The organism is Nitratidesulfovibrio liaohensis (assembly GCF_011682075.1).
Taxonomy (GTDB): Bacteria; Desulfobacterota; Desulfovibrionia; order Desulfovibrionales; family Desulfovibrionaceae; genus Cupidesulfovibrio; species Cupidesulfovibrio liaohensis.
This window is the reverse complement of the sequence record NZ_VSMK01000656.1, coordinates 1-25784: the sequence shown is the minus strand read 5'-3', so window position 1 is coordinate 25784 and position 25784 is coordinate 1. Positions and strand designations below refer to the sequence as shown.

Annotated in this window: 25 protein-coding genes and 1 other RNA gene; 7 read left to right on the top strand and 19 right to left on the bottom strand. The window is 65.5% G+C overall.

Annotated features, from left to right (window positions below; translation table 11 throughout):
* The first annotated feature begins 66 nt into the window (after positions 1 to 66).
* Entirely contained in the window at positions 67 to 261 is a 195-nt protein-coding gene (locus tag FVW27_RS17365) for a hypothetical protein (protein WP_167127584.1), read from the top strand.
* A gap of 119 nt (positions 262 to 380) precedes the next feature.
* Here FVW27_RS17365 and FVW27_RS17360 read toward each other — a convergent pair whose 3' ends face one another.
* Positions 381 to 722: a hypothetical protein gene (locus tag FVW27_RS17360; RefSeq protein WP_243838545.1), complete on the bottom strand. Its 342-nt coding sequence runs from the start codon at positions 720 to 722 to the stop codon at positions 381 to 383.
* Positions 723 to 1117: 395 nt separating this feature from the next.
* Here FVW27_RS17360 and FVW27_RS17355 point away from each other — a divergent pair, with 395 nt between their 5' ends.
* The 4 genes from FVW27_RS17355 (at position 1118) to blaOXA (ending at position 4929) form a co-directional block, all read left to right on the top strand.
* On the top strand, positions 1118 to 1741 hold the full coding sequence (locus FVW27_RS17355) for a hypothetical protein (RefSeq protein WP_167127581.1): 624 nt from the start codon (positions 1118 to 1120) through the stop codon (positions 1739 to 1741).
* A 429-nt stretch (positions 1742 to 2170) separates the two neighbouring features.
* Positions 2171 to 2523, top strand: a transfer-messenger RNA (tmRNA) gene (ssrA, locus tag FVW27_RS17350).
* Positions 2524 to 2986: 463 nt separating this feature from the next.
* Positions 2987 to 3841 carry a substrate-binding periplasmic protein gene (locus FVW27_RS17345; RefSeq protein WP_243838544.1) on the top strand — a complete coding sequence of 285 codons (855 nt, stop codon included), beginning with the start codon at positions 2987 to 2989 and terminating at the stop codon, positions 3839 to 3841.
* A gap of 257 nt (positions 3842 to 4098) precedes the next feature.
* On the top strand, positions 4099 to 4929 hold the full coding sequence (gene blaOXA / locus FVW27_RS17340) for a class D beta-lactamase (RefSeq protein ID WP_243838543.1): 831 nt from the start codon (positions 4099 to 4101) through the stop codon (positions 4927 to 4929).
* Positions 4930 to 5105: 176 nt separating this feature from the next.
* On the opposite strand, the gene FVW27_RS17335 is transcribed toward blaOXA, so the two are convergent.
* The 8 genes from FVW27_RS17335 to FVW27_RS17300 form a co-directional block, all read right to left on the bottom strand.
* A complete protein-coding gene (locus FVW27_RS17335; protein WP_167127573.1) occupies positions 5106 to 6500 on the bottom strand; it encodes a hypothetical protein in 1395 nt (464 codons plus the stop codon).
* Between the two features lie 283 nt (positions 6501 to 6783).
* Entirely contained in the window at positions 6784 to 7440 is a 657-nt protein-coding gene (locus FVW27_RS17330) for a carbonic anhydrase (RefSeq protein WP_167127570.1), read from the bottom strand.
* Between the two features lie 210 nt (positions 7441 to 7650).
* Positions 7651 to 9948, bottom strand: a complete 2298-nt coding sequence (locus FVW27_RS17325) for a hybrid sensor histidine kinase/response regulator (protein WP_167127567.1) — start codon at positions 9946 to 9948, stop codon at positions 7651 to 7653.
* 174 nt (positions 9949 to 10122) lie between these two features.
* Entirely contained in the window at positions 10123 to 11574 is a 1452-nt protein-coding gene (locus FVW27_RS17320) for a cation diffusion facilitator family transporter (protein WP_167127564.1), read from the bottom strand.
* Positions 11575 to 11857: 283 nt separating this feature from the next.
* Positions 11858 to 12181 carry a DUF1653 domain-containing protein gene (locus tag FVW27_RS17315; RefSeq protein ID WP_243838542.1) on the bottom strand — a complete coding sequence of 108 codons (324 nt, stop codon included), beginning with the start codon at positions 12179 to 12181 and terminating at the stop codon, positions 11858 to 11860.
* A gap of 125 nt (positions 12182 to 12306) precedes the next feature.
* Positions 12307 to 12963 carry a LutC/YkgG family protein gene (locus tag FVW27_RS17310; protein WP_167127562.1) on the bottom strand — a complete coding sequence of 219 codons (657 nt, stop codon included), beginning with the start codon at positions 12961 to 12963 and terminating at the stop codon, positions 12307 to 12309.
* Positions 12956 to 14383: a LutB/LldF family L-lactate oxidation iron-sulfur protein gene (locus FVW27_RS17305; RefSeq protein WP_167127559.1), complete on the bottom strand. Its 1428-nt coding sequence runs from the start codon at positions 14381 to 14383 to the stop codon at positions 12956 to 12958. Before FVW27_RS17305 ends, FVW27_RS17310 begins: the two co-directional genes overlap by 8 nt.
* Positions 14376 to 15137 (bottom strand): (Fe-S)-binding protein, encoded by a 762-nt coding sequence (locus FVW27_RS17300; RefSeq protein WP_167127557.1) that lies wholly within the window; start codon positions 15135 to 15137, stop codon positions 14376 to 14378. Before FVW27_RS17300 ends, FVW27_RS17305 begins: the two co-directional genes overlap by 8 nt.
* Positions 15138 to 15550: 413 nt before the next feature.
* Here FVW27_RS17300 and FVW27_RS17295 point away from each other — a divergent pair, with 413 nt between their 5' ends.
* Positions 15551 to 16345, top strand: coding sequence for an SDR family NAD(P)-dependent oxidoreductase (locus FVW27_RS17295; RefSeq protein WP_167127554.1), 795 nt, complete (start codon positions 15551 to 15553; stop codon positions 16343 to 16345).
* A gap of 159 nt (positions 16346 to 16504) precedes the next feature.
* On the top strand, positions 16505 to 17107 hold the full coding sequence (locus tag FVW27_RS17290) for a MarC family protein (RefSeq protein ID WP_167127551.1): 603 nt from the start codon (positions 16505 to 16507) through the stop codon (positions 17105 to 17107).
* Positions 17108 to 17489: 382 nt separating this feature from the next.
* Here the strand turns inward: FVW27_RS17290 and FVW27_RS17285 are convergent, their stop codons facing one another.
* From FVW27_RS17285 to pgsA, 10 genes are all read right to left on the bottom strand, one after another.
* Positions 17490 to 18230 carry an outer membrane protein assembly factor BamD gene (locus FVW27_RS17285; RefSeq protein ID WP_167127548.1) on the bottom strand — a complete coding sequence of 247 codons (741 nt, stop codon included), beginning with the start codon at positions 18228 to 18230 and terminating at the stop codon, positions 17490 to 17492.
* Positions 18223 to 19146 carry an NAD(P)/FAD-dependent oxidoreductase gene (locus FVW27_RS17280; RefSeq protein ID WP_167127545.1) on the bottom strand — a complete coding sequence of 308 codons (924 nt, stop codon included), beginning with the start codon at positions 19144 to 19146 and terminating at the stop codon, positions 18223 to 18225. Before FVW27_RS17280 ends, FVW27_RS17285 begins: the two co-directional genes overlap by 8 nt.
* Position 19147: 1 nt before the next feature.
* Positions 19148 to 19471 carry a thioredoxin gene (gene trxA / locus FVW27_RS17275; protein ID WP_167127543.1) on the bottom strand — a complete coding sequence of 108 codons (324 nt, stop codon included), beginning with the start codon at positions 19469 to 19471 and terminating at the stop codon, positions 19148 to 19150.
* Positions 19472 to 19705: 234 nt separating this feature from the next.
* The gene (gene tsaD, locus FVW27_RS17270; RefSeq protein WP_167127540.1) at positions 19706 to 20998 is read right to left on the bottom strand and encodes a tRNA (adenosine(37)-N6)-threonylcarbamoyltransferase complex transferase subunit TsaD; all 1293 of its coding nucleotides are present in this window, start codon (positions 20996 to 20998) and stop codon (positions 19706 to 19708) included.
* Positions 20999 to 21222: 224 nt separating this feature from the next.
* Positions 21223 to 22236 carry a class 1 fructose-bisphosphatase gene (gene fbp, locus FVW27_RS17265; protein ID WP_167127537.1) on the bottom strand — a complete coding sequence of 338 codons (1014 nt, stop codon included), beginning with the start codon at positions 22234 to 22236 and terminating at the stop codon, positions 21223 to 21225.
* Between the two features lie 150 nt (positions 22237 to 22386).
* Positions 22387 to 23352, bottom strand: a complete 966-nt coding sequence (locus FVW27_RS17260) for a PDC sensor domain-containing protein (protein ID WP_167127534.1) — start codon at positions 23350 to 23352, stop codon at positions 22387 to 22389.
* A 142-nt stretch (positions 23353 to 23494) separates the two neighbouring features.
* Positions 23495 to 24433 carry a tetratricopeptide repeat protein gene (locus FVW27_RS17255; RefSeq protein WP_167127531.1) on the bottom strand — a complete coding sequence of 313 codons (939 nt, stop codon included), beginning with the start codon at positions 24431 to 24433 and terminating at the stop codon, positions 23495 to 23497.
* The gene (locus FVW27_RS17250) at positions 24417 to 24746 is read right to left on the bottom strand and encodes an FtsB family cell division protein (protein WP_167127619.1); all 330 of its coding nucleotides are present in this window, start codon (positions 24744 to 24746) and stop codon (positions 24417 to 24419) included. The genes FVW27_RS17255 and FVW27_RS17250 overlap by 17 nt, the downstream gene beginning before the upstream one ends.
* 5 nt (positions 24747 to 24751) lie before the next feature.
* Positions 24752 to 25042, bottom strand: coding sequence for a hypothetical protein (locus FVW27_RS17245; protein ID WP_155860481.1), 291 nt, complete (start codon positions 25040 to 25042; stop codon positions 24752 to 24754).
* Positions 25043 to 25060: 18 nt separating this feature from the next.
* Positions 25061 to 25618 carry a CDP-diacylglycerol--glycerol-3-phosphate 3-phosphatidyltransferase gene (gene pgsA, locus FVW27_RS17240; RefSeq protein WP_167127616.1) on the bottom strand — a complete coding sequence of 186 codons (558 nt, stop codon included), beginning with the start codon at positions 25616 to 25618 and terminating at the stop codon, positions 25061 to 25063.
* Positions 25619 to 25784: the final 166 nt, after the last annotated feature.

Genomic DNA, 25784 nt, shown 5'->3' with positions numbered 1-25784 from the left:
TACCCCCCCCCAACGCGCACGGCGTGTGCCTGCCCTGCCAGCCGCGCCGCACACCCGGAGGCCGCCATGCCCGAATACACCGCCACCCTGATCATTCGCGGCGAAGGTTGCGACTACGATCCCGAAGAACACATGGCCCGCATCCCATGCGAGAACTGCGGGCACATCAACGAAGTGGAGGTCTGGACGGACGATGCCGGGGCGGCGGACTTTTCCGGCTTTGCCTGCGAAAATTGCGGGCATTGGAATGGTCCCGGCTAGGTCAACTGCTTGGTAGCCCCATGGCGACGGCGGTCGTCAGGCCATGCCACCTCCCCGCCCTGCCCCGCTGGGCAGGGCGGGGCCACCCGTTCCGTTCCCCATTCCCTTGCGCCCATTGGTCAGGGCATGGTCACCTCGCGGTTGTACTCGCGCACGGCCTTGTCGATCTTGCCCTGGATGTGCTCGATGTCCGCCCGGGCACGGCGCACGTAAGCGTCCACGCAAGCCCGGTAGGCGCCCATCTTCTGGCGGTACAGGTCCCATTCCCAGGCTTTGTCCCCCGCAAAGGGACGCATGGGCGAGGTGCATTGCGCATCTGGGTATTCACCCCCCGGCAGCAGCGTGGCCTCTGCCCGCGCGGATGCAGGCACCATCCCCGAAAGCACGCTCCCCAGGGCCAGGCATGTCAGTACCGCCGCAATGTGGCGGCGCACTATGCTTCGTCCACGCCTGTCGGGCATGAGGCGGCCTGCGCGGCAATCCCCGCAGAAAGACCCGGCCCGACCATCCGACATGTCGTTCATCGTCAACGCGTTGTTTCGCATGGCGTTCTCCTGCCGTGCCCCGTATGCGGCGGGACTCCGGACTTTCTCTCAGATTCCGGCAAAACCCCCACGACTGTCAACGCGACTGATGGCGGTTGGGCGAGCCCGGGCGCATTTGGTCATATCTGGACAAATCTGGCCGAGTCTGGCGAATCCGGAAGCGGCAGGCCACCCGCGTGACTGCACACAGATTTGCGGCCCGCCCTGTCCGTAGCAACGATGCCGTCTGCCTGCCTCTTTTGGCTGGCACCGATCTTGCTCATTCCTGCCCCAGACACGGGAAGGGAAATTTCTGCACGACGGAGGCGGGCGTGGCCATAGACGGCATTTTCAACAATCTCGGTAGCATGATGGTCGTCCACCGTACCACGGGGCAGGACGCCGATGCAGGACGCTCCGCGTCCGGGTCCGAGCAGGCGCAGACGGCGGATGGCAACCTTGCCCGCCTGACCGACAGCGCCAGCCTTTCCGCGTTGAATCCCAAACTGCGCTCCACGCTGGAAGATATTTCCGAGCGTGGCGGCAACGTGTTGGAAACGCTGGAACAGAACGTCGCGGACCTGCAAGAGGGGTTTCTGGACACCCTTTCCGACCGGCTGGACGCCGCCGGGGTGTCGCTGGACGAAAAGCTGACTCTGTCCATGAATGATGATGGGGCGCTTTCCGTGCTGGGCGACCATCCGGACAAGGCGCGCATAGAACAGACCCTGGCCGATGCGCCGGAACTATCCTCGGCCTTCGGAGAGCTTGCCTCGCAGTCGGAACTCATCCGCGACATCCGCAGCCTGCGCCGGGTGGTTACCACGCGCGTTGGCGCTGCCGCCTACGACGCGGTGGACGCGGCAACGGCCGATACCGCAGAGACGGCATCTTCCGCCTATCGGGTCAGCCTGAAGGGGGCCATGTCGCACTTCTACTTCGGCAGAAACACCTAGCCGCCCTGCCTTGCGGGCTGCCCGGCTGCGTATCCAGGAGGATGCGGCCAGGCCGACCCGCGCCGCCCTGACGTACGGTGCGCCCGGCATGAAGATGGCGCAAGCGTGCCGTGCCCCGCACCCGGTGACCCCACACGTCCCTAACGCCTTCGCCCCGCATCTGGAAAAACACGTCCGCCCGGCCCCGGCAACAGCATGCCCGGCACGGGCGTTGTACGTTGTAGCCCGCACAGAGCGCATCCCTTGCCACCGGGTGCAAAAGCCCGTATAGCCCCTGTTCCGGTCGGGGCCGGTGGGTGCGCAACCGCCACACGCGCTTGCCCGCCACCTTGCCTTTGCCGGAGACGGCATTATAGTATGTGAAGCGGGATGGTGGCCCGCATTGCATCACGGCAGAACACGCCGTTCGCCGGACACCGCCGTACATACGGGGGCGCCCTGGTTTCGACGGGGATGTGGAAGCCGGAACTGCAGGCCGAGGCGCCGCTGGCCTCGTAAAAAGCGGCACCAAAAGTAATTGCCAACAATTACGAATACGCACTGGCTGCCTAATTAGTGGCCACGCCAAACCGATCGACGCCTGATACGTCGGCGAGGTGTAACTTCATCGGGCTGGCATCCAAGGGCGCTCGCCGCTGCGGATGTAAGAACTACAGGTGAGCTGGTCTAGGGCCGCCCGGTCGGGGGCCAAGCCCGTGACGACAATTGTTCCCGACATAAGCCTGTAGACGTTTCGCGTGGAATGTTCTCGGACGCGGGTTCGATTCCCGCCGCCTCCACCAATTTCTGGGCCGACCTGCCGCAAGGCAGGTCGGCCCGATCTTTTTGGTTCGTCCGCACTGGCTATGTCTGCCTACCGCTTAAAGCCCCTACGTTCCACGCCGCCGCGCGAAAGCGCACTCGCCCCACCCGCTCTGGCCTGTTGACGAAAATTCAGGATAGAATAGACACTCGACAAAACGACTTCGGGTTCATGTGCGCGCCGTGGGGCAGGTGCGGACCATGGACGACGCCATGCCGTGCCGCGCTCCGCCCCGTTCCGCCATGTTTCCGAAGTGATACGCCCGACTGCACAGGCCACGGCTCCATGAGCGCGCGCTGACGATCAGGTCGAGGATTCAGGGTTCACAGAGGCGCCGAATGGCTTTTGCACGAATGAAGAGACTGCGGGCAATGTTGCGCGGCGTGGCACTGGTCATGTTCCGAAATATGACCCGAAATATGACCCGGAACATGGTCCGGAACATGGCCCCGAATATCTCACGGATGCTGTCGCGGGTGGTGCCATGCGCGCTTTTGCTGTGCGTTGTCGCTTCGGGTGCCAGCGCCGGGCAGTCCACCCCGGTTGCAGCCCCACCAGCTTCCGCCCCGTCCGTTGGCACCCCGTCGGTTGGTGTCCCGTCCGGCCCTGCCCAGTCCGCTTCCGCGTCGTCCGCTCCCGCTCCGTCTGCGCCCGCCCTCACCCTTGCCACCACCATATCCCCGCCGCTCAGCGAACCCGGCCAGAACGGCATGCTGGATCAGATCATCAAGGGGGCCTTCGCGCGCATCGGGGTGCACGTAGCCTTGCAGCAACTACCCAGCGAGCGCGGACTGGTCATGGCCGACAACGGGCAGGTGGACGGCGACGGCAACCGCATCAGCGGGTTGCAGGCCGCCTACCCCAACCTGCTCCAGGTGCCGGAAAGCAACATGACCTACGAGTTCACGGCCTTTGCCCTGCGGCCAGACGTGAACGTGCGCAACTGGGACGACCTGCACCACTACACCGTGGCCTACATCATCGGCTGGAAGATTTACGACGAGAACGTGCGCGCCAGCAGCACGGTAAAGGTCGCCACGCCGGAAAACCTGTTTGCGCTGCTGCGGGCCGGGCGCGTGGATGTGGTGCTCTACTACCGTCTGGGCGGCCTGTACTACGCCCGCAAGCTGGGCCTGACCAACCTGCGTGTGCTGGCCCCTCCGCTGGCCACGCGCGAAATGTACATGTACCTCAACAGCCGCCATGCCGACCTGGTGCCTCGCCTGGCAGCTGCCCTGCGCGGCATGAAGAAGGACGGCAGCTACGAACGCATCGTGGCCCCGTTCCAGAGCCGTTGACGCACGAATCGCAGCGCACTGCCTGCCGTTCCGGCGGCCACCCTCCTGCTCCTTTCCGCTTTTCTCTCCCTTTGCCTTTACCCTGCCCAGCTTGCCGACCGGCGGCCTGCCTTCCTCGCCGTGCAGCCCATGGCCATCGCACCCCATTGAAACAATAACGCATCCGGCGTAACGCAGGGCTGAACGAAAGGCCGCCGACGCCGGAATCGTTCCGCCGCCGCGCCTTTCCAAGGACATGCCGAAGGTGACGCATGCGGATGCACCATGTTTTCCCCCTGACGGTCCTCGCGCTGCTGCTTGCACTGTGCGCGGCCCTGCCCGTCCCGGCCCGCGCCGCCACCAGCTTTCTTGCGCGCGAGGGCGACGAGGTGCTTGCCGCAGAGGGCGACCTGACCACCCGCCGCGCGCCCTGCTCCACCTTCAAGATCGCCATCAGCCTCATGGGCTACGACGCGGGCATCCTGATTGACGAAACGCACCCGGTGCGCCCCTACGACGAATCCCTGAACGTGGCCTATGACATGTGGAAGCAGCCGCACGACCCCGTCATGTGGATGCGCAACAGTTGCGTGTGGTATTCGCAGGTCACCACGCGCGAACTGGGCATGGAGCGCTTCAAGGCCTATGTGGACCGCTTCGGCTACGGCAACCGCGACGTTTCGGGGCGGCGTGGTACGGCAGGCACGGACGACGGGCTGACCCGCGCGTGGCTGTCCAGCAGCCTGGCCATCTCGCCCGAAGAAGAGGTGGACTTCATCGGCAGGCTGGTGCGCTCCGAACTGCCGGTATCGGCGCATGCGCAGGAAATGACCCGGCGCATCCTGTTCGTGCAGGATTTGCAGGGCGGCTGGAAGCTGTACGGCAAGACCGGCAGCGGGGTACGCCTGCTGCCCGACGGCGCCCGCGATGAAGACCGGCAGATCGGCTGGTTCGTGGGCTGGGCGCAGCATGGGGATGGCCGTACCGTGCTGTTCGCCCACCTGCTGGAGGACGAGGACGACAACCCCGCCCCGGCGGGGCGCAGGTCGCGCGATGCGGCCATCGTCAAGATGCAACGGCTGCTGGGTGTTGCCCCCGGTGAATGGTAGCGGCTGGTGAAGCACTGACCGAAACCGCACCCGCAGAAATCAGCAAGCCGGGTGGCGTTGCGCAACGCCACCCGGCTTTTCGTTGTTTTGGAGGGGGGAAGAAAGCGGCGGAGGCACCGTGCGGGGGATGGTCCCCAGCGCGGTGCGTGCCGCCCTTTCGCTTTCGCGCGGTCCGGCTACTCCGCGGGCTTCTTGCGCGCGCGGGGTTTTTGGGGCGCGGGGGCGCTTTCATCCGGGGGGCGGGAGAGCGGCAGGGGAATGGGCTGCGGCGCAGCCTTGCGGAGGGATGGTTCGTGCAGCCCCGGTTCGATCGCTTCGCCTTCAGGTTCGCTGGCGGCGGCGCTGACAGGTTCGCTGGCTGGTTCGGTTGCCGGGGCGGCAGGTGCGGGAATGGGGGCGTCGTGCGGCGTTGCCACATGGGGCGCGTCGGCTGCGCCCGGCGTATACGTCGCAACCGGCGTATCTGCCTCATCCACCGTATCCGGTACGCCCGGCACGTCAGGCCCGCTCGGCACATCAGGCGATGCATCCTCGACCACGTACTCGGCGGGGCCAACCGGCATCGCGGGCGGTACCGGCTGCACGTCCTGCATCACGGTGGCCTGTGCCGGGGGCGCGGGCGGCAGCACCCTGGTGGCCTGAACCCCGCCGGATGGCGAAACATCGATGGTGCCCGGCAGGGCGCGCGGCATCATGGCATCGTTCTGTCCGGGCAATTGGGCCAGCATGCTGCGCTGGTCCACGATGATCATGCCGGTACGCTCCAGCACCTCGCGCCGGTAGGCGTATTCCTCCTGCATGCGGCGTACCTTGTAGGCGAACAGCATCCGCCCCAGATAGCCCACGCACCACGCGGCCAGCACGCCGCCGCCCACCCACAGCACCAGATGCTCGGTGGATTCGCCCAAGCGGATGACGAAGCCCAGCACCTTGTCGAAATAGTAGATCACCGTGGCCAGCAGGGTCACGCCCAGCAACAGCAGAAAGGTGGGTACGCCGTTCACGGCGGCCAGCATCTTTTGCAGCCACGGTGGCAACTGGCGCAGCTGCGCCTCGGTCAGCACCGGGTCGCCCTTGATCAGGCGGGTGTAGCCCAGCGCAATGACCTGCAACACCAGCAGCACAACCACCGGCGCGGCGGCCACCGAAACAAGGTACCCACCCCACGGAAAGCGGAAGCGCACCGTGCCGTCGGGCATGCTCTGCACGTTGGCCACGCCCTGCCAGATGGCCACGATGGCCACCAGAAACTCCACCAGCACGATGCCGATGACGATGTAGGCCAGAACGTACTTGCGCTCCTGCTCGCCCAGCAGGTCGCCCAGGCCGCCGAACCCCCCTCGGTCGTGGGTGGGCTGTTCCGCTGCCTGTCCGGCGGACCGTTCCGCGGACTGGCCGGAATCGGCATCGGAACCGGCGCCGGGGGCAGTACCGCCCGATGGCGTACCGCCGGACGCTTCGGCAGATGCGCTGCCGGGTGTGCCGCCCGCTGTGTCGTCAGGCGCGCTGGCCGACCGGTGGGCGGCATCCGGTTCGTTCCGTGATCCGGAGAAGAATTTGGAGAAAAACATGGGTATATCCGTGCGACGGCGGTGCCGTGTTGTCGTCGTGCGTGGGTGCCCCGGAGACGGGAAAAACGCCCCCGGCTTGCGCATGGCGCGTGCTGGGGGCGCCTTCCGCCGGTCGCGGCGCCATCCTGGCGGGCGCGGGGCGTCAGGAGCGCCTTTGCTCCGTTTGCCACCATACGATGCACGGCGGCTTTTCTCAAGATGTTCGACGGCAGGAATGCTCCGCGTGGCCTGCGGCGGGGTGGCCGGGCATGTCGGCGGACGGGGGGCTACGATCATCAAGCCGTCAGATGCACTCGCGCACCATGGGCTGGAAGGTCTTGGTGGCGGCGTCCCAGCCCAGAAGTTCGCCTTTCTCCAGGTCGAAGAACCAGCCGTGCAGTGAAAGTTCGCCCTGCTCCACCCGTTCGCGCAGCCAGGGGAAGGTCAGCAGGTTTTCCAGCGAGACCAGAATGGATTCCTGCTCGCAGGCGCGGTGCAGTTCCTGCTCCGAGCAATGCGGGCAACTTTCCTGCACCCGTTCCTGCGCGGGCGCGGCAATGCTGACCCAGCGCGACAGGAATTCCGTGTCGTCCCTGCCCCCTGCCGCACCGGAAAGCAGCGCCTTGATGCCACCGCAACGGGCGTGGCCCAGAATGATGATGTCTTCCACCTTCAGGCTGCGCACGGCAAATTCCAGCGCGGCGCTGACACCGTGCTGGGTGGTGGTGTGCGCCTCGTACGGGGGCACCAGGTTGGCCACGTTGCGCACCACGAACAGGTCGCCGGGGTTGCAATCCAGCAGCAGGGCCGGGTCCACGCGCGAATCGCTGCACGCGATGACCAGCGCCTTGGGGGACTGCTCTTCCACCAGGTTTTCGAACAGGTTGTGGTCGCGGCAGAACCAGCTTTTCTGAAAACGCCGGAAGCCGGCGATGAAGCGGCCAAGATCGGGTGCGGACATGAAAGGCTCCGGAGCTGCCGTGCGGGACGGGATGCGGTATTGCGGGATGCGGAAAACGTACAGGCCCGGCGCGCGGCGAACGCCGCTTCCACCGGGTAATTGGGAATTGTACGTTTTTTTGTCCGTCGCGCAACCCGGATGCGAGTAACCGCTTGCGTTTTCATGCGCCGCGCTGCCCTTTCCGGGCATGGTACGTGCGTGCGGCGCGGGTCAGGTCGGCTTGGCCGACGTGCGCCGGGCCACGGCAGCGGCGATGGCCGTGGAGAGTTCGGTGACCATGACCGGCTTCGACACGTATGCGTCCATGCCCTCGGCCAGGAATTTTTCCTTGTCGCCTGCCATGGCATAGGCGGTCATGGCGATGATCGGAATCCGCGCATCCAGCACCCCGGACGAGCCGCCGCGTATCTGCCGCGTGGCCTCCACGCCGTCCATCACGTCCATCTGCACGTCCATGAGCACGCAGTCGAACCGCCTGGCCCGCAGGGCATCCAGCGCCTGGGCACCGTTGGCGGTGGTTGTCACTTCATGCCCCATCTGCTCCAGAAGCCGCCGGGCGCACAGACGGCTCACTTCGTCGTCCTCGGCCAGCAGGATATGCAGTCCGCCGTGGCCGGTGCTGGCAGGGGCTTTGTCCGGCGGCGCGAACTGCGTTGCCCCGTCGGGAAGGCTGAAGGGCAGGGTCATGCAAACGCAGGTGCCCTCTCCCTCCGCGCTGTCGAATTGCAGGGTGCCGCCCATGGCGAGCACCAGGTTGCGCACGATGGCCAGACCAAGCCCGGCCCCCTGATGGGACCGGGTGTAGCTTTCCTCCACCTGGGCAAAGGGGCGGACGATGTGGTCCAGTTTGTCGTCCGGAATGCCGATGCCGGTATCGCTGACGATGAACAGCAGGCGTAGTTCGCCGGTGGGCATGGGGGCCAGCGGAAAGACCTCGAGGCGGACCTCGCCCTTGTCGGTGAACTTCATGGCGTTGCCCACGAGATTGAACAGTATCTGCCGCAGGTGAACCTCGTCCCCCACCAGGACAGGCGGGATTTCCGGCGCGCATGCGAGAACGAGAGGCACCCGCTTGCTCTGGTGCATGGGCGAAAACGTTTCCGCCAATGCCGCGAAAGCACTGGCCAGGGTGAAGGGCCTGTGGTTGATGCGCATGCCCCCGGCCTCTATGCGCGACAGGTCCAGCAGGTCGCCCAGCAGGTCCGTCAGGCGGCGACCGGAACGCTGGGCAAGATCCAGGTATGTGTCCCTTTCGTTGGCGTCCTCGTTGCCCTTGATGAGTTGCAGCATGCCCAGCAGGCCATTGAGTGGGGTGCGCAGTTCGTGGCTCATGTTTGCCAGGAACAGGCTTTTGGCCTGGTTTGCGGTTTCGGATTGGCTTCTGGCTTCGCGCAGTTCGGCCTCGGTGCGGACGCGTTCCAGCCTGTCCCGCTCCAGCGCCTGGGCCATTTCATTGAACGAACGGGCCAGGATGTCTATTTCGGTAACCCCCCGCTCCGGCACGACGCGGGTATTCAGATCGCCTTCGCCGATGCGCACCGCCGCGGCCGCAAGCTCTTCCAGCCTGCGCCCCATGTTCCGGCCACCGAGAAACCAGCCGCTGCCCAGCGTAAGCACCACCATCAGCAACAGGATGCCCAGGTCGCGCCGCAGGATTTCCAGCGCCTGGGCATGGATCCTTGCCTTGGGAGTGCCCGCGAACATGTACATGTAGGGCGGCGCGTTCGGTGCGGTGCGGATTTTCCGAAAGGCCACGATGCGCAGCACCCCGTCCGATCCCATGTCTTCCACAAGCCCTTCCTCGCCGTCTGCTTTGGCGGCGGTGAACACGGGCCCGTGTATGGGGCGGCCGAGGGGCAGATCGTCGGTTTCGGGATAGCGGAACAGGCGCACCCCCTGATGATCGCAAACGCCGAAGAAGGAGTCGGGCTGAAAGCGCATTTCGGTGAACAGGTCGCCATAGCTGCTGAGCAGGATGCTGGCCAGCAGCACTGCGCGGATATTTCCGTCCGCACCGATCACCGGGCAACCGAAAGGCAGCACGGGAACACCCAGGCTGACCCCGAGCTGATACTCGCCCACCACGAAGCCCCTGGTCGCCAGGGCATCGCTGAAGTGCTTCACGTTGGCGAAGTTGACCCCGCTCGCGCCGCCGCCGGTGGCCAGGATGTTGCCATCCAGATCGACCAGATGCAGGGCGGAATAGCGTTGCTGGTTGATCCGAAGCACATTGACGAAGATGCGCGTGCAGGCCGCTATGTCGGCACGCTGCACCTCGGGCACACGGGACAGGTTTTCCATGAGCAGCCGGGTTGCCGTGGTGGCTCGCACCTGGGTTTCGGCGGCAGTGCGGACAAAGCCTTGCAGCCCCTGCGTGGCGTCTTCGATGGCCGTGTTTCTGGCCTGCAACCCGAGAACGACGATAAGGACCAGCGTGGGCAGCGCGGACATGAGGATCAGCAACGCAAGTTTCTTGCGAATGGACCCTTTGAGCGGATGGAACGGCATGGGTGCCTCGTGGGTACTGTCCCGCGTGGGGACAGGAATACCGCGAGGCTACTGTGGCCTGAAGACTTGATGAAGTATAACTTGGGGTTTCTTCGTTTGGAGAAAAGGAGGGGGCGCGGGCACGTGGGGCGGGACACGCAACAGTGCCGCCAAAGGTAGGGGCAGTGTTGCGCCCTACTCCCCCACCGGTTCCATGTGCACCACCACCCGGTGCAGTTCGGGCAGGCTGGCGCGCAGCCGCGCTTCCAGGGCGGCGGACACCCGGTGTGCCTCGGTGACCGGGGTTTCCGGCGCCATGCGGCAGTGGAAACTCAAGGATATGTCTTCGCCCTGCCTGCGGACGTGCATGTGATGGCAGTCGCACACACCGGGTTCCATGTCGGCGGCGGCCTGCACGGCGACCTGAATGCGTGGCGATTCCATCAGGCGTGACGGCGCGGGGGGGGAGGCTTCCGAAGTGTCCTGTGCGGGTTCGATGTGTGTGGCCACATGCAGTGGGCCCAGTTCGGCACGCAGGGATTCTTCAAAGGCGGTGACGCGTGCGTGTGCGTCAGACAGGGGCATGCGCCCTTCAAGCTCTACATGAAGTTCCACCATCAGGTCTTGCGGGGCACCCACTTCCGTTTGCGTTTCAATGACTTCCACGGCGTGCACCGGCAGTGCGTGGGCGGCGGCCACGCAACGGATGCGGTCCAGCACCCCGCGCTCACCGGGCTGTTGCGGCTCGAAATGGATGGTCACGTCCGCGCCGGGGGCCACCTCGTGCACGGCGGCTTCTGCCTGCCGGGTGATCTCGTGGGCCGCGTCCAATGACAACCCTGCCGCCACGATGATGGTCATGTCCACGAAGGCGTGCGGCCCGCTTTCCCGCACGCGTGTGCGTTCCACCCGCACCACGCCGGGCTGGGCGTCCACGGCATCCTCGATGCGCTCGGCAAGCCCTTCGTCGCCGCCGTCCAGCAGGGCGTCCACGGCGCGGCGGCCAAGGCTCAGGCTGACGTGCACCACGATGACACACACCGCAAGGGCGGCCACGGCGTCGGCGCGTTCCAGCATGGGGCGCAGGGCCGAGCCTTCCGGCAGCATATCTGCCGCCAGCAGGGCCAGCAGCCCCACGATGACCACGGCGGATGACCAGATGTCGGTGGAAAAATGCAGCGCGTCGGCTTCCAGGGCCTGGCTGTTGTATTTCTTGGCCACACGGCGCAGCATGCGCGAGCGCGAGATGTCCACCACGATGGACACGCCCATCACCCCCAGGCCCCACACCGAAGGCACCACGATTTCCGGCTCCACGAACAGCCGGTGCATGGCTTCCCACACGATCCACCCGCAGGTGACCAGCAGCAGCAGCGTTTCCACCAGGGCGGAAAGATTTTCGACCTTGCCGTGGCCGTAGGGGTGGCGCGCGTCGGGCGGGCGGGAGGAAATGCGCACCGCGAACCACGTGACGGCGGCAGCCACCAGGTCCAACCCGCTGTGGGCCGCTTCCGACAGGATGCCCAGGCTGTTGGTGGACAGGCCCACCCCCAGCTTGAGCGCGGTCAGCAGTACGGCGGCCAGCACCGAGGACAGTGCGGCGGCGTTCTTTTCGCGCAGGGCGGTATCATAGTCGTGGGGTTGCATGACGCCTCCGGGATGGCCTGTCCTGTACGGTACTGCGAGGTGCGGGCGGATGCGGGCCGCAGGACAGGCATGCGGTGTACGCGCCGTTTCTCCCGCTGCCTCCGCGGTGGCACGCGGGTCGCCATGGCAATGCCGGGGAACGAACGCACGGCATCCTAGCACGGGCAGCCCGGCGTGACCAGCAAAGAGCGCATCTTGCCGTCATTGATGATGAACATCGACTTCACGCAGGCGGTTGCGCGTGAATGTGCGGGCGTCGGAAGGCGTGGCCGAAAAAGTCCGTCTATTCGCTCGACAGGTGCAGCACGGCAACGACATGGACGCGGGCGTCGTCGGGCAGATCGGCATACGCAACCGGGGTGAACCGGCGCACGCGCTGGCCATCGGCGCTGTCCTTCCAGCCGTGGAATTCCTCGTACGGGCGGGTGAACAGCGCATGGCCGGACGGATACAGGGTGCGGTACACCACCACCCTGCCCTCGGTGGCCGTGTCCAGCGCCTCGCCCACCACCTGGTAGTAGCGCCCCTTGAAGTGGCGATAGAAGGCCGGGCCGGGCGTGGCGCGGACTTGCGGCATGACGCCTGCGTGCATGTCGTCCCCTGACATCTTCTTCTCCTTGATTGCAATTTCGCCGCACCATGCGCGACGCGCCGGAAAAAGGGAATCCCCCTTTTCCGGCGCGCGGTTGTCAGCCGATGTGCGAATGCGGATTTTCATCCGCGTCGCCCCGCCTATTCCAGCACGAGAACGATCAACTCCTTGGGCCCATGCACCCCGAAGGCCAGGGTCATCTCGATGTCCGCCGTCTTGGACGGGCCGGAGATGAGCAGCGCGTTGGTGGGCATGTTCTCGGCCCAGCGCATTTCGCGCATGGCCTCGGCAAGGGTGCTGTAGATGGTGTCGGCCTTCAGCAGCGCCACATGCACCGTGGGCACCAGCGAAAGCAGGCGCGGTTCCTGCGGCGTGGGCCAGACGATGAGCGTGCCGTTTTCGGCAATGCCGCCCAGGGTCGAGGTGATGCCCACGTCGATGCCGAACAGTTCGTCGCGGAAGGCCTCCACATTTTCGCCGTAGGGCACCAGCTTGGGCATTCCCTTGCCCTTTATCTTGGAACGCAGGGTGCCGCCAAACCACGCATCGTGTCCGTAGGTCAGGGTCGTGGCCTCGCGGGCCTTCAGCAGTTCCGCCAGCTTGGCGGGCCATTCCGCCTCGGGCAGCACGTGCACTTCCGAGCGCACGGTTTCCATGCGCTTTTTCAGGAGTTCGATGCGCTGGGCCTTGTCCAGCATGGGGGCCTGCCAGGTGCCGCCCTGGGGCACATAGGGCGATACGGTGGTGCGCGCCGCGTGCAGGCGCGCGAAGATGCGGTCGCGGGCGGTGCTACTCATGGCGGATCCCCTCTTCCTTGGCGAGTTGGTGCAGGCTCTTGGGCGCAAAGCGCGGCGCGGTGCGCACGCTGGTCCAGGCCTTCAGCGGGCCGACGTTGGGCAGCTTGTCGCCGAACCTGCCCAGCATGGACACCACGAACCTGTTCAGCGCCGGGATGCGGTAGGTCAGTTCCCAGCCCTTCCAGACCAGGGTTTCCAGCAGGTTCTTCTTGGCGCCGTGCCCCTTGACCACGCCGTCGCCCTTCTCGTCGTACGCTTCCGTGCGCATGCGCCGGATGATGCCCGGAATGGGGATGCGCACCGGGCACACCTCTTCGCAGGCATTGCACAGGCTGGACGCAGTGGCCAGCACGCCCTTGTCGGCCAGCCCGTCGATCTGCGGGGTAAGTATCTTGCCGATGGGGCCGGGATACACGGACCCGTAAGCGTGCCCGCCGATGCGGATGTACACCGGGCAGTGGTTCAGGCAGGTGCCGCAGCGGATGCATTGCAGGGTGCGGCGCAGTTGGGCGTCGGCCAGCATCCGGGAGCGGCCATTGTCCAGGATGACCAGGTGGATTTCCTTGGGGCCGTCGCGCTCGCCGTCCTTGCGGGGGCTGGTGATGCAGTTGACGTAGGTGGTGACCAACTGGCCCGTGGCCGATGCCGTCAACAGGCGCAGCAGTGGCGGCAGGTCGGACAGCGATTCCACCACCTTCTCGAGCCCCATGACGGCCACGTGCACCGGCGGCACCGTGGTGCACATGCGCCCGTTGCCTTCGTTCTCCACCAGCACCAGGGTGCCCGTTTCGGCCACGGCAAAGTTGACCCCTGAAAGGCCCACATGCCCGGTGCGGAACTTTTCGCGCAGGGTCTTGCGGGCGATGGCGTTCAGTTCTTCCACCACGTCGGTGTAGGGAATGCCTTCCAGGTTGTCGGCGAAGATGCGTCCCACCTGCTGGCGGTTCTTGTGCACGGCGGGCACGATGATGTGCGAGGGCGGCTCGTGGTTCAGCTGGATGATGAACTCGCCAAGGTCCGTTTCCAGCGCCTCCATGCCGTGGGTTTCCAGAAAGTGGTTCAGGTGCATTTCTTCCGAGACCATGGACTTGCCCTTCACCAGCTTTGTGGCGTCGTGGCTGCGCATGATGCCCAGGATGATCTCGTTGGCCTCTGCCGTGGTTTCGGCCCAGTGCACGATGATGCCGTTTTCCGTACACTTGCGTTCCAGCCGCTCCAGCAGTTCCGGCAGCTTGGCCAGGGCCTTGCGTTTGGCGGCTTCCGCGTCGTCGCGCATGCGTTCACGCTCTGCCGCGTCGGGCAGTACGGCCACGCGCTTTTTCATCAGACCGGTGAGGGCCGACTTGAAGTTGGCGCGCAACTGGCGGTCGGCAAGGGCCTCGGTGACGTTGGCCGTAAAGTCGAGGTGCTGGCTACCCATTGATGCGCTCCCATATGAATTCGGCAAGATGACGGGGCGCCACGGGCACGCCCTTGTGCTCCATGGCCCCGCCGATGTTCATCAGGCAGCCGCAGTCGCCGGAAAGGATGGCGGATGCGCCGGTGGCCCGGATGTCTTCGATCTTGTCGGCCACCATGGCGGCGGAGATTTCCGGCTGCTTGATGGAAAAGGTGCCGCCAAAGCCGCAGCATTCGTACTCACGCTCGATTTCCACCAGTTCCACGTTGGACAGCTGGCCGATGAGCGCCTTGGCCGCTGCCGTGGCCCCCATTTCGCGCATGGCGTGGCACGAGGAATGCCACGTGACCTTCACCGGCTTGCCCTTGTCCTCGTAGCGCACGTGCAGGGCGTTGTGCAGAAAGTCGCCCAGTTCGAATATCCGTTCGGAAAATTTGCGCACGTCGAAGTATTCCGGATCGTTGGCGAACATTTCCGGGTAATGGTGGCGCATCATGCCCGCGCACGATCCGGAAGGTACCACGATGGGCCAGTCTGCCCTGGAGAACGCCTTGATCTGTGCCCTGGCCACGGCCCTGGCTTCTTCGAGAAAGCCGGAATTGTACGCGGGCTGGCCGCAGCACGACTGTTCCTGCGGAAAGACCACTTCCACCCCGGCGCGGCGCAGCAGGTGGATGCCCGCCATGCCCGCCTGCGGGAACGACATGTCCACGAGGCAGGTGCCGAAGTAGTAGACGGTTTTCACGTCGCGGGGATAGGTGAAGGTATGGGCCATGTGTGCCTTCCTGTGTTGCGGTTGGACATGCGCCACGCGCGGCGGGATGGTCCGGTGCGGCAGGGAAATGGGCTGGCTTGGCCGGGGGCGCGACAAGGCCGGAAGCGCACCGGCTTCGGGGTTGCCGCACGGGAATGCGGCAGTGTTTGTGACAAGCCTAGCACGGGGGCGCGTTCCATGTCGATATGCAGGTGCCACGCTTGCAACCTTGATTTTGCGCCTGTCCGCTGAGCGTCTGCCACCGTTTGTGCGTGCGAACGGCTTGCCTGCCGGACGCACCGGGGCTAGTATGCGCCTCCGTGTCGGCTTCCGCTTCGCAAGCGCCAAAGCGGGGGGTCGCGGGCATGGTCGCCCCGCCCCGGATCATCCGGCGGGTACGGCCTTCACAGGAACTTTCAGCACAGGACGCCATCATGATCGCCACTGCCCCCACCACTTCCGCCCAATCCGCCTCCTGCGGGGGCATCGCCTGCATCACCGGGGCGACCGCCGGTTTCGGTGCAGCCACCGCCCGCCGCTTTGCCGCCGATGGCTGGCGCATCATCGCCACCGGGCGCCGCCAGGACCGTCTGGACGCGCTGGTTGCGGAACTGGGGGCGGACAAGTGTCTGCCGCTGTGCTTCGACGTGCGCGATGCGGCCGCCGTACAGAACGCGCTTGAAAACCTGCCCGAAGCATGGCGCGCCGTGGACGTGCTGGTGAACAATGCGGGCCTGGCCCTGGGGCTGGAACCCGCCCACCGATGCAGCCTGGACGACTGGACGACCATGGTGGACACCAACATCAAGGGCCTGTTGCACGTCACCCGCGCCCTGCTGCCCGGCATGGTGGAGCGGAGGCGCGGGCATGTCATCAATCTGGGGTCCATCACCGGCACCTATGCCTACCCCGGTGCCAACGTGTATGGTGGCACCAAGGCGTTCGTGATGCAGTTTTCGCGCGGCCTGCGGGCAGACCTGCACGGCACGGGCGTCCGGGTGACCAACATCGAGCCGGGGCTTGCGGAAAGCGAGTTTTCCGTGGTGCGCTTTGGCGGTGATGCCGATCGCGCCGCCAGGCTGTACGAAGGGGCATCCGCCCTGCGCCCGGAAGACATCGCCGCAACCATCGCCTGGGCCGTGTCCTGTCCCGCGCACGTCAACGTGAACCGCATCGAGGTCATGCCCACCAGCCAGTCCTTCGGCGCGCTGCCTGTTCATCGCGCCTAACATCGTCCGCAACTCCGGGCGATCGCCCGGAGGATTCCCCCTTCCCGGCGAACCGCCCGGCGTCGTACAATCCGCCTGCCCTGCTCCGCCAGCCATGACCGATACGGTCGGCGGGGCAACCGGGCATGCACATCCTGCCACCCCATGGGAGCGGCATCCATGAGCGCCATCGCCAATCTGTTCGTGACCACCTTCGTGAAGATGTTTTTCCTCCTGACGCCGTTCTTCGTGCTGACCATGTTCCTGACCATGACCAGGGACATGACGTCCCAGACGCAGCGCAGGCTGGCCGTGCGGGTGGGCGTGGCCGTGTACGTCGTGTGCATGTGCCTGTATTTTTTCGGCGAATACATCTTCGATCTGTTCGGCATCACCCTGGATGCCTTCCGCATCGGCTCCGGCTCGCTGTTGTTCCTGTCCGCCGTGGCCCTGGTGCGCGACCCCTCGCCCTCGCGCGTGCAGGAGGTCAACGGGGACATCAGCGTAGTGCCGCTGGCCATTCCCATCACCGTGGGGCCCGCCACCATCGGTGCGCTGATGGTCATGGGCGCTACCGTGCGCACCCCGCTGGAACGGGTCATTGCCAGCCTGGGCCTGCTGGCCGCCGTGGGGTGCGTGGCGGTGATCCTGTACATCGGCCCGGCCATCGAAAAGCTGCTGGGCCGCACCGGCATTTCCATCCTGAGTAAGATCACCGGACTGATCCTGGCGGCCCTGTCCGCGCAGATCGTGTTCACCGGGGTGCGCGGATTCCTGAACTGACAACGGGGGCGGTTGCCCGCCCGTCAACGGCCATTCCGCCCGCCCCCTCCCCGTCTCCACCGGCTGGCCATCCTGCCCGCCAGTTCGTTTTCGAGACTGAATGCTCCCGGCCACCCGTTCACCTGACGGGTGGCCGTTTCCGTTCGTCACGGGCGCCTTCCGATGTTTGCAGTGTGCGGGCAGGCGAGAAATGGATGCAGAGGCGGGGGCCGATCTGCACGGTAGGACAACCGGAGCTCTTCGGGCCGTACGGATTCAGCGTTCAACGGCGCGGTCACCTGATGGAAACCTCGCACGCTGCATCCACCGGGCAAAACGAAAGGGCAGCCTCCCTCGCGGGGGGCCGCCCTTGTGCGTCATGCTGCGTTATGTACCGTGAAACCTACAGCCACTTGAACCAGCGCTTCCACGAGCCTTCGCGCTGTTCATGCACCTGCTGCGACTGCTGCTGGCGGTACTTGAGGTAGGCGACCTTGCCCTTTTCCTCGGCATGGTTGCGCAGGTCCTCGATTTCCGGGAAGTTTTCCACCACGTATACGTAGCGGCGCCAGGCGGCTCCGTACCGTTCGGCGCGCCAGAAGAAGTCGCCGATGTACAGTTCGCGCTCGGCGAGCAGGCGGCGGCATTCGGCGATGTGCTGCTTGGCCTTCTCGGCGTATTCGGTGCCGGGATAGCTTTCGCGCAGGCGCTGGTAGTACTGGATGGCTTCCGTCAGGCCCGTGGTGGGCCGGTCGATGGACAAAAAGGCCTTCTGGCGCGACTGCCCCACCTGGTACAGCACATAGGGGATGGCCTCGTGCCGGGGGTGCAGGGTTTCGAATTCCTTGTAGGCTTCGCCCGCCAGCAGGTAGTCTTCGTCCAGGAAGTGGGCGTCGGCAAGCGAGAGTTCGGCTTCGATGGTGTACGGGCTGAACGGGAACTGTTCCTTCAGTTTGCTGAAGGATTCCGCCGCTTCGCCGTAGCGCTTCTCGCGCATGGAGTCGTTGCCGGCCTCGAAGAGCTCCTGCGCGGTTTCTTCCGGCGGGGGCAGATAGAAGTAGTCGATGATGCCGCAGCCGGAAAGCAGCAGCACCAGCAGCACAGGGGGCAACACGGCCAGGAGACGGGAAAGGGCGTTACGCATCGAGCTGTTCCAGGTAGGTGAAGGCTGCGGTTGCGGCAGTGGCCCCGTCACCGACGGCGGTGGTCACCTGGCGGCAGGCCTTCGACCGGATGTCCCCGGCGGCGAAGACACCCGGCAGGCTGGTGCGCATCTCGGTATCGGTGATGATGAAGCCCTGCGGGTCCTTGTCGATGCCGTCGGGCAGAAAGTCGCCCACGGGTTCGAAACCGATGAAAATGAACAGCCCGTCCAGCGGCAGGAAGCGCTCTTCGCCCGTCTTCACATCGGCCAGGGTGACGCCGGTCAGGCCGGTGTCGCCGTGCAGCTTGCGGACGACGGAGGAAAACTCGATGTCGATGTTGGGCGCGGACTGCACCTTTTCCTGGTAGCACTTGCAGCCGCGAAATTCGTCGCGGCGGTGTATCAGGCGCAGGTTGGCCACCAGCTTGGCGAGGTACAGCGATTCCTCGAGGGCGGAGTTGCCGCCGCCCACCACGCCCACCTTCTGGCCGCGAAAGAAGTTGCCGTCGCACAGGGCGCAGTACGAAATGCCCTTTCCGATCAGGCGGTCTTCGTCCGGCAGCCCCAGCTTCTTGTAGCGGGCGCCGGAGCAGACCACCACGGTCTTGCCGACGATCCACTCGTCGCCCACGCGCACGCGGTTGGCACCGGGCGCGGGTTCGAACGCGGTGACGGCGTCGTTGTACTTGTCGTGGGGGTAGCGTTCAAGGTGGGCGGCGAACAGGTCCGCCAGTTCCCACCCCTGAATGCCCTTTGGAAAGCCGGGATAGTTCTCTATTTCGGCGGTCATGAGCACCTGGCCGCCGGGAGACAGCTTTTCGACAAAGGCGACGCTCACGCCGGAACGCAAAAGATAGAGGGCGGCCGTCATGCCGGCCGGCCCTCCTCCAATGACGATGGCGTCGTATGTCTTCATGTTAGCCAAGGGCCTTCTGCGAGATCATGTCCTTGATGCTGCTCTTGGACACGGCACCGGTGATCTGCTCGACCACTTCGCCGCCCTTGAACAGAATCAGGGTGGGGATGGCGCGGATGCCGTACTTGGAGGGGGTGGCGGGGTTTTCGTCCACGTTCATCTTGGCGATGAGCACCTTGCCGTCGTATTCGGCGGCCAGTTCGTCGATGACGGGGCCCATCGCGCGACACGGACCGCACCAGGGAGCCCAGAAGTCGATCAGCACGGGAAGGGAGGATTTGAGGACGTTGGCTTCGAAGTTGGCGTCGGTGATCTGAACGGCCATGGTGCACTCCTTTTGGTCGTATATGCGATGCGGCGACCGCACCCGAAACGGTCTGTGCCCGATCTCGATACGGACAGAACCCCCGGAAACGGCATGGGCAGAAGCGTCATGCGGGGGCTGCGCGGCGTACCGCGCATGGCGATGCCCCGGCAGGTGACCCGCCTCCTGCCAACCTATGAAGAAATAGTAGGGCGCTGCTGGCGTGTCAAGCACGACGGCGCGGTCAGCCCGCTTCTACACACTGCGGAACATGGTGAAATCATCGGGAATCGAGCGTCCGCGCGGGATGGCCTCCAGCGCAAGGTCGTGCCACAGTCCAAGAGATGCCAGCTGCCAGCCCGCGTGGGCCACCATGATGCCGTTGTCGGTGCACAGGGCGGGCGTGGGTAGCAAGAGCGGCAGACCAGCGCGCATGGCAAGGTCGCCAAGGGCTTCGCGCACATACGAGTTTGCGGCCACGCCTCCAGCGGCCACCAGCGCCCGCACGGGGGCCCGGTGAGTATCGGGTACCTCACCGCCCTGCCCTGCATGAGCGGCGAGGGCTGCGTGTTCGGGCACAGTGGGCGGACATGGCGATGCGGCCTGACCGGCATCCACGACTACCGCACCGCTCTTTTTACGTTTTTTCCTGGCCGCTACGGTGGGCGTGCCGGGCAGCGGACCGTTTTCGCGCGCCAGGGCGCGCTCCAGCTTGATGCGCAGGGTGTCGGCCACGGCGTGGTTGAACGAGGCGCACATGTCGCAAAGGCTGGATACATCGGTCAACGTCGAATCCGGCTCCGTATCATCCGCGTTGGATGCATCGGCGGAAAGGGCTGAACCGGTCATCACGGCGCGCGCGGCCTCGATCAGCGCGGGATTGGCCTGCACCACCAGCCCGGCTGCGGTCTTCAGGCCGCTGAAGCTGAAATCGAGGTTGTCGTTATCGACGTAGGGCCGGGGAAACATGGCGGGGTTCACCCTGCCCTTGCGTCCCAGTTCGTCGATGGTGCGCCCGCCTGGATAGGCCAGGCCGAGCTGCTTGGCCACCTTGTCGAAGGCCTCGCCCGCCGCGTCGTCCAGGGTGCGCCCCAGCAGGGACATGCGGCGGGGCGATTCCATGCGGTAGATGTGGGTATGCCCGCCGGACACCAGCAGGCCCAGCGCGGGATACGCCATCTCTGCGGCAATGCCCGCCGCCAGCAGGTGGGCATGCAGGTGGTTGACCCCCACCAGCCGCGCGCCGGTGGCCAGGGCGAGGCCCTTGGCAAACCCCATGCCCACCAGCAGGCTGCCCAGTAGCCCCGGTCCGCGCGCCACGGCCACCACGTCGATGTCGGCGGCGGTCACGCCCGCGCGGCGCAGCACCTCGTCGCACAGGGCGCCGATGAGCCGGTAATGCTCGCGAGAGGCCAGTTCCGGCACCACCCCGCCGAACAGGGCGTGCACGTCGGCCTGCGAGGACATGACGTCGGCAATGACCACGCCGTCGCGCACAAGCGCCAGCGCGGTTTCATCGCACGAGGTTTCTATGCCGAGACAGAGCATGACAGAACCGTTTTACCAAGGATCGGACGGCGCACGAACGAAGCTGGCGCAATGTCCTTTCACGATTAAAAAATTTTGAGGGATGGGGAGGCGGTCGGGTAGGGGAAGGACACTTTTGCGGCAGCCGTCAGGCGAGCTTGCGAGTCTTGCGGATGGCGGCCGCAGCGCGCAAAAGTGTCCTTCCTCTCATCGATTACTGCCTTTTCAGAAAAGGCCGCCCCGCCCTACTTCGCGTGGCGGGTGTAGATGTCGGTCACGGCCTGCACGTCGCGGCGCGACCCGATGAACAGGGGCACGCGTTCGTGCAGCACCTGGGGCTTGATGTCCAGGATGCGGCCCGTTCCGTCGGTGGCAAGGCCGCCGGCCTGCTCGGCCAGAAAGGCCAGGGGCGAGGCTTCGCATTGCAGGCGCAGCTTGCCCTGGGGCTTTTGCGGGTCGCGCTGGTCCATGGGGTACATGAAGATGCCGCCGTACAGCAGGGTGCGGTGGAAATCCGCCACCAGCGACCCAACGTAGCGCAGGGAATAGGGCTTGCCGCGCTCGTTGTCGGTGCCCTTGAAGTAGCCGACGGCCTCGCGGGTGGCCTCGTCCCAGTAGTGCCAGTAGGATTCGTTGACGGAGTATATCTTGCCCCGCTCCGGGATGCGGATGTCGGGGTGCGAAAGCAGGAATTCGCCCACGGTGGGGTCCAGGGTAAAGCCGTGCACGCCCTGGCCGGTGGAATACACCAGCATGGTGGAGGGGCCGTACAGGATGTAGCCCGCGGCCACCTGCTCGGTGCCTGCCTGGAGCACGTCTTCCATGGTGGCGTCATCGCCGGAAGGCGACTTGCGGCGCAGGATGGAAAAGATGGTGCCGACGTTGATGTTCACGTCGATGTTGGACGAGCCGTCCAGCGGGTCGAAGATGAGAATGTAGTCGCCCCGGGTGAGCTTTTCGGACACGCGGATGACGTCGGCGTTCTCTTCGGAACCCATGGCGCACAGCGCGCCGGAACGCTCCATGCGGTAGATGAGCACGCGGTTGGCGAATTCGTCCAGCTTCTGCACGTTCTCGCCCTGCACGTTGACTTCACCGGTGCCGCCCAGAACGTCCAGCAGGCCCGCCTTGTTCACGCTGCGGGCGATGATCTTGGCGGACAGGATGAGGTCGTTCAGCAGGGTGGTGAACTGGCCGGTGGCAGCGGGTGAACGCTTCTGATGCAGCAGCAGATGCTCGGTAACGGTGACCTCTGGCATGAAGTGCTCCTGGCGGAACCGCGCCGGTGGGGGCGGTGTGGAAGTACCGGGCGTGGCCCGGCGGATGGGGGAAAGGCCAGAAACGGCGCGCGCCGGGACGCACCGCCCGCCATGCGACGGAAACGGACACGCCCCGGCGCGACGCGAACCTTATCGGATGGCTTCTTCCTTGACCTTCTGATCGTCCGACGCCTGCGGCGCGGGCTTGGTCAGGATGCTGCCCTCGGATTCGTCAAGTTCGGGGTAGGCGGGCTGGATTTCGGTCACAGGCTCGTTGGGCGTGTTGGCCGACCCCAGCGCGGCGGCCTGCTTGAGGATGGAGAGCTGTTCAGGCTTTTCGGGAAAGCTGCCCGCCTCGGGCACGGCGAAGACCAGCGGCAGGTTGCCGAGGTAGCGCGATACCCAGTAGAATTCACCGTTGGCGTTGGAAACCGAACCGTAGACATCCTTGGTGACCACGCTGCCCCAGTCGGTGGAGGCAATGGGGGTGGCCTGCGCGTCGAAGCGGCCGGGCCACATGACCTGGCCGGGCGCGGCGATCATCAGGTCCGCAGGACGCGACGAATACGGCAGCAGCGCGCGGATGTCGAAATGGGCGATGACCAGCCCCCGGAAGTCGGTGCCGGAGTACACGGGCACGCCCACGTACACCTCGGGCCCCATGGGGGTATCCTGCACGTAGCTGCGCAGGGCGCGCATGTTCTGCTTGGTGTCTTCCTTCAGCAGCGGGCTGAAATCCAGTGGCTTCATGGGCGCTTCGGGCTGCTGGGCCATGACGTGGCCCTCGCTGTCCACGGCGGCCAGGCCGCTGATCCACGGAAAGCGCTGGAACATCTGCTTGGCCCACGCGGTGTCGGGCCTGCGGTCGCTGTTTTCCAGCGCCCGCTCCAGGGCGCGCAACTGAATGTCGATGCCGGCAAAACCTTCGGCCAGGCGGGCTTCGGCGGGTGCCACCTCGCCCTTGTCCTCAAGGTCGAGCTTGGCGGGGGTGTTCAGATATTCGCGGTAGTACCGGCGGGTGTCCTTCCAGTACCCCTTGGCCTCGTGCTTGCACCCCGTCGCCAGCAGCACGCCCAGCGCGAGCAGCAGACAGGCGGCCTTGTTGACTCGCTGCACTCTCTTTCTCCTGAATGGATCGTTGCGATCTGCGGCAGACCGACTGGCGCGGGGCTTCCCCCGTCCCCCTTCGTCACGAAGGACGCGCACGGCTGCCGCGCGGTATCCCCGCGCGTGGGTTCGGATACGAATTTCGGGCCCGCTACCCCTGGGCGCGCGCCTCCAGGCGCTCGGCCAGGGATTCGAGCATGTGGATGAGCTTGTGCTTGCCCTGGAGGGGCTGCCCCTCGTCGGCCGCCTGCTGCCGCTGGCTTCCCTCCCCCGCGGACTTGAGGCGGTTGGTGAGTTCCTGGATCACGCCGGCGATGTCGGCGCGTTCTTCGTCGCTGCCCGAGGCGGCCATCAGTTCCTCGTAGATGTCGAGGGCGCCGCGCAGGTCCCCCTGCTCGGCCAGCACCTGCGCCATGGAGCGGGTGCGCAGCGAAAAATGTTCTTCTTCCTCGTCCTGGGGCTCGATTGCCTCGGGCGCGTCGGACTCATCTGCCGCTCCACCCGTACCGGACGCAGCAGGTGCGGTGCGCGTATCGGGCGTTGTGGCGGCGTATCCATCCGCGTGCGCGGGTCCGTCCGGCATCTCGGACATGTCCGAGGAGGATGGCGCGACCACATGCAGCGACGCGGCGGGAGAGGCAACTGGCATGGCCGCGGGTTCCGTGCCGTTGCCGCCCAGCATGGCGCGCAGCCCGTGTTCGATGACGGAGGTCCACGAAAGCGCCCCCTGGGTGCCGGAACGGAACGAGGCCGCCAGAAAGGCCAGGGCCAGCGCGGTGTCGCGACCCTTGTCCCCGGCGGCCAGGCAGGCGCTCCAGGCATCCCAGAAGCCGGGATAGGCGCCCAGCAGGCGGGCAAGCTTGCCCACTTCGCCGTCGCGCAAATCGTCCCTGTGGCTGGAATGCAGGAGTTCTATGAGAAAAAGGCGGGCTTCGATGAATTCGGGATGGCGGTCAAGCCCCTGGCGCAGGGTGGCTATGGCGTCATCGGGTTGGCCGTTTTCAGCCAGCAGGCGGGCGAGCGGAAAAAAGACCTTCGAACTCGGTTCGAGTTCAAGTACCTCTTGATACCACTCAATTTTTGCCTTCATCAGATCCGGCTCCCGGTGTGGCCGCTTCCGCCTGCGTCTCGGGGAAGATGTAGAGGATTTCGTTGTCCTTCACGAAGTTCAGCCGCTTGCGGATCATCTTTTCGACATATTTCCCGTCCGCCTGCAAGAGCCGTATTTCACGACTCAGGGCCAGGTTGCGGGTGTCGAGGTCCTTCAGGCGGGCCTCCATGACGGTGCACTGCTGCTTCAGCGTCTTGTACGCCACCATGCCCTGGTCGCTCCAGACAAGGCGATACAGCAGAACAACGTTAAGGGCCAGGGAAAGCCCGATGAGCAGGCGCCGCCAGAACATCTCGGTCACTGCAACAGCCGACGCTGCTCGCCGCGACGGCGCATGGCGGAAACCGGCCCTTTCAGTTCTTCCAGAAAATTCGCGGTGGCGCGCTCTATGCGGCGCACGTCGTCCTCGTCCAGCAGCACGGCGTCAAGCCGCTCCATGAACGACTTGAGCACGGTGAACTCCTGCATCAGTTCGCCCCCAAGCTCCAGCCGTTCCAGATCCGGCTCAAGCTCAAGGATGGTCTGCAGGCAGTTCTTCAACCTGCTGTGCAGTCCCTCGTGATCCTGCATGAATGCGTCTCCGGCCATGCGCCCCGCCTGTGCGGGCTAGGCCCGTCCGGCGCCTTCCTTGAGCCAGTTTCCGTAAAATGTATACAGGTAGTTGAAGCCTGAAAATACCGTGAGAAACAACGCGATGTAAAGCATAAACTGCCCAGCCGGGTTGGGGTCCAGCCCGAACCACGGGTAGTGCAGCATCAGCGGCACCAGCGCGAACATCTGCATGACGGTCTTCATCTTGCCGAACTTGTCCGCGGCAATGACCAGCCCTTCGTCGGCGGCCACGGCCCGCAGGCCGGTGACCATCAGTTCGCGCGCGATGATCACGATGGCGATCCACCCGGCAATCCAGCCCAGTTCCACCAGCATGATCATCACCGAACCGATGAGAATCTTGTCGGCCAGCGGATCAAGGAACTTGCCGAAGCTGGTCACCATGTTCGAGCGGCGCGCGATGTGGCCGTCGATGACGTCGGTGACCGAGGCCAGCGCGAACAGCACCACGGCCGCCAGGCAGGTGATGCGCCCGGGAAACATCAACAGCGCGACGATGGCGGGCACGATGAAGATGCGCGCCAGCGTGATGCGGTTGGCAAGGTTGAACATCCGCTGGAGGGGGCTTGGTTGCTGCGTCATGTGGGTGTTCCTAGCACACTTCGTCGCGCTGGCAAAGGGAGGATGACCACCCTGCCGCGCCAGGGATTGCCGTGGCCCGGCGGGCGGCAACCGGCGCGCAGGCGGCCTTGGCAGAGGGAGGCAGCCGGGCCGGGGC

What these genes read in the sequence shown, in the direction of transcription:
- tsaD (WP_167127540.1), bottom strand. Translation starts at nt 20,998, where the DNA reads ATGCTCTGTCTCGGCATAGAAACCTCGTGCGATGAAACCGCGCTGGCG.
- FVW27_RS17300 (WP_167127557.1), bottom strand. Translation starts at nt 15,137, where the DNA reads ATGGCCCATACCTTCACCTATCCCCGCGACGTGAAAACCGTCTACTAC.
- FVW27_RS17365 (WP_167127584.1), top strand. Translation starts at nt 67, where the DNA reads ATGCCCGAATACACCGCCACCCTGATCATTCGCGGCGAAGGTTGCGAC.
- FVW27_RS17305 (WP_167127559.1), bottom strand. Translation starts at nt 14,383, where the DNA reads ATGGGTAGCCAGCACCTCGACTTTACGGCCAACGTCACCGAGGCCCTT.
- FVW27_RS17250 (WP_167127619.1), bottom strand. Translation starts at nt 24,746, where the DNA reads ATGTTCTGGCGGCGCCTGCTCATCGGGCTTTCCCTGGCCCTTAACGTT.
- FVW27_RS17320 (WP_167127564.1), bottom strand. Translation starts at nt 11,574, where the DNA reads ATGCAACCCCACGACTATGATACCGCCCTGCGCGAAAAGAACGCCGCC.
- FVW27_RS17330 (WP_167127570.1), bottom strand. Translation starts at nt 7,440, where the DNA reads ATGTCCGCACCCGATCTTGGCCGCTTCATCGCCGGCTTCCGGCGTTTT.
- FVW27_RS17295 (WP_167127554.1), top strand. Translation starts at nt 15,551, where the DNA reads ATGATCGCCACTGCCCCCACCACTTCCGCCCAATCCGCCTCCTGCGGG.
- FVW27_RS17255 (WP_167127531.1), bottom strand. Translation starts at nt 24,433, where the DNA reads ATGAAGGCAAAAATTGAGTGGTATCAAGAGGTACTTGAACTCGAACCG.
- FVW27_RS17335 (WP_167127573.1), bottom strand. Translation starts at nt 6,500, where the DNA reads ATGTTTTTCTCCAAATTCTTCTCCGGATCACGGAACGAACCGGATGCC.
- pgsA (WP_167127616.1), bottom strand. Translation starts at nt 25,618, where the DNA reads ATGTTCAACCTTGCCAACCGCATCACGCTGGCGCGCATCTTCATCGTG.
- FVW27_RS17310 (WP_167127562.1), bottom strand. Translation starts at nt 12,963, where the DNA reads ATGAGTAGCACCGCCCGCGACCGCATCTTCGCGCGCCTGCACGCGGCG.
- FVW27_RS17245 (WP_155860481.1), bottom strand. Translation starts at nt 25,042, where the DNA reads ATGGCCGGAGACGCATTCATGCAGGATCACGAGGGACTGCACAGCAGG.
- fbp (WP_167127537.1), bottom strand. Translation starts at nt 22,236, where the DNA reads ATGCCAGAGGTCACCGTTACCGAGCATCTGCTGCTGCATCAGAAGCGT.
- FVW27_RS17290 (WP_167127551.1), top strand. Translation starts at nt 16,505, where the DNA reads ATGAGCGCCATCGCCAATCTGTTCGTGACCACCTTCGTGAAGATGTTT.
- FVW27_RS17315 (WP_243838542.1), bottom strand. Translation starts at nt 12,181, where the DNA reads ATGTCAGGGGACGACATGCACGCAGGCGTCATGCCGCAAGTCCGCGCC.
- blaOXA (WP_243838543.1), top strand. Translation starts at nt 4,099, where the DNA reads ATGCACCATGTTTTCCCCCTGACGGTCCTCGCGCTGCTGCTTGCACTG.
- FVW27_RS17325 (WP_167127567.1), bottom strand. Translation starts at nt 9,948, where the DNA reads ATGCCGTTCCATCCGCTCAAAGGGTCCATTCGCAAGAAACTTGCGTTG.
- FVW27_RS17285 (WP_167127548.1), bottom strand. Translation starts at nt 18,230, where the DNA reads ATGCGTAACGCCCTTTCCCGTCTCCTGGCCGTGTTGCCCCCTGTGCTG.
- FVW27_RS17345 (WP_243838544.1), top strand. Translation starts at nt 2,987, where the DNA reads ATGGCCCCGAATATCTCACGGATGCTGTCGCGGGTGGTGCCATGCGCG.
- FVW27_RS17280 (WP_167127545.1), bottom strand. Translation starts at nt 19,146, where the DNA reads ATGAAGACATACGACGCCATCGTCATTGGAGGAGGGCCGGCCGGCATG.
- trxA (WP_167127543.1), bottom strand. Translation starts at nt 19,471, where the DNA reads ATGGCCGTTCAGATCACCGACGCCAACTTCGAAGCCAACGTCCTCAAA.
- FVW27_RS17360 (WP_243838545.1), bottom strand. Translation starts at nt 722, where the DNA reads ATGCCCGACAGGCGTGGACGAAGCATAGTGCGCCGCCACATTGCGGCG.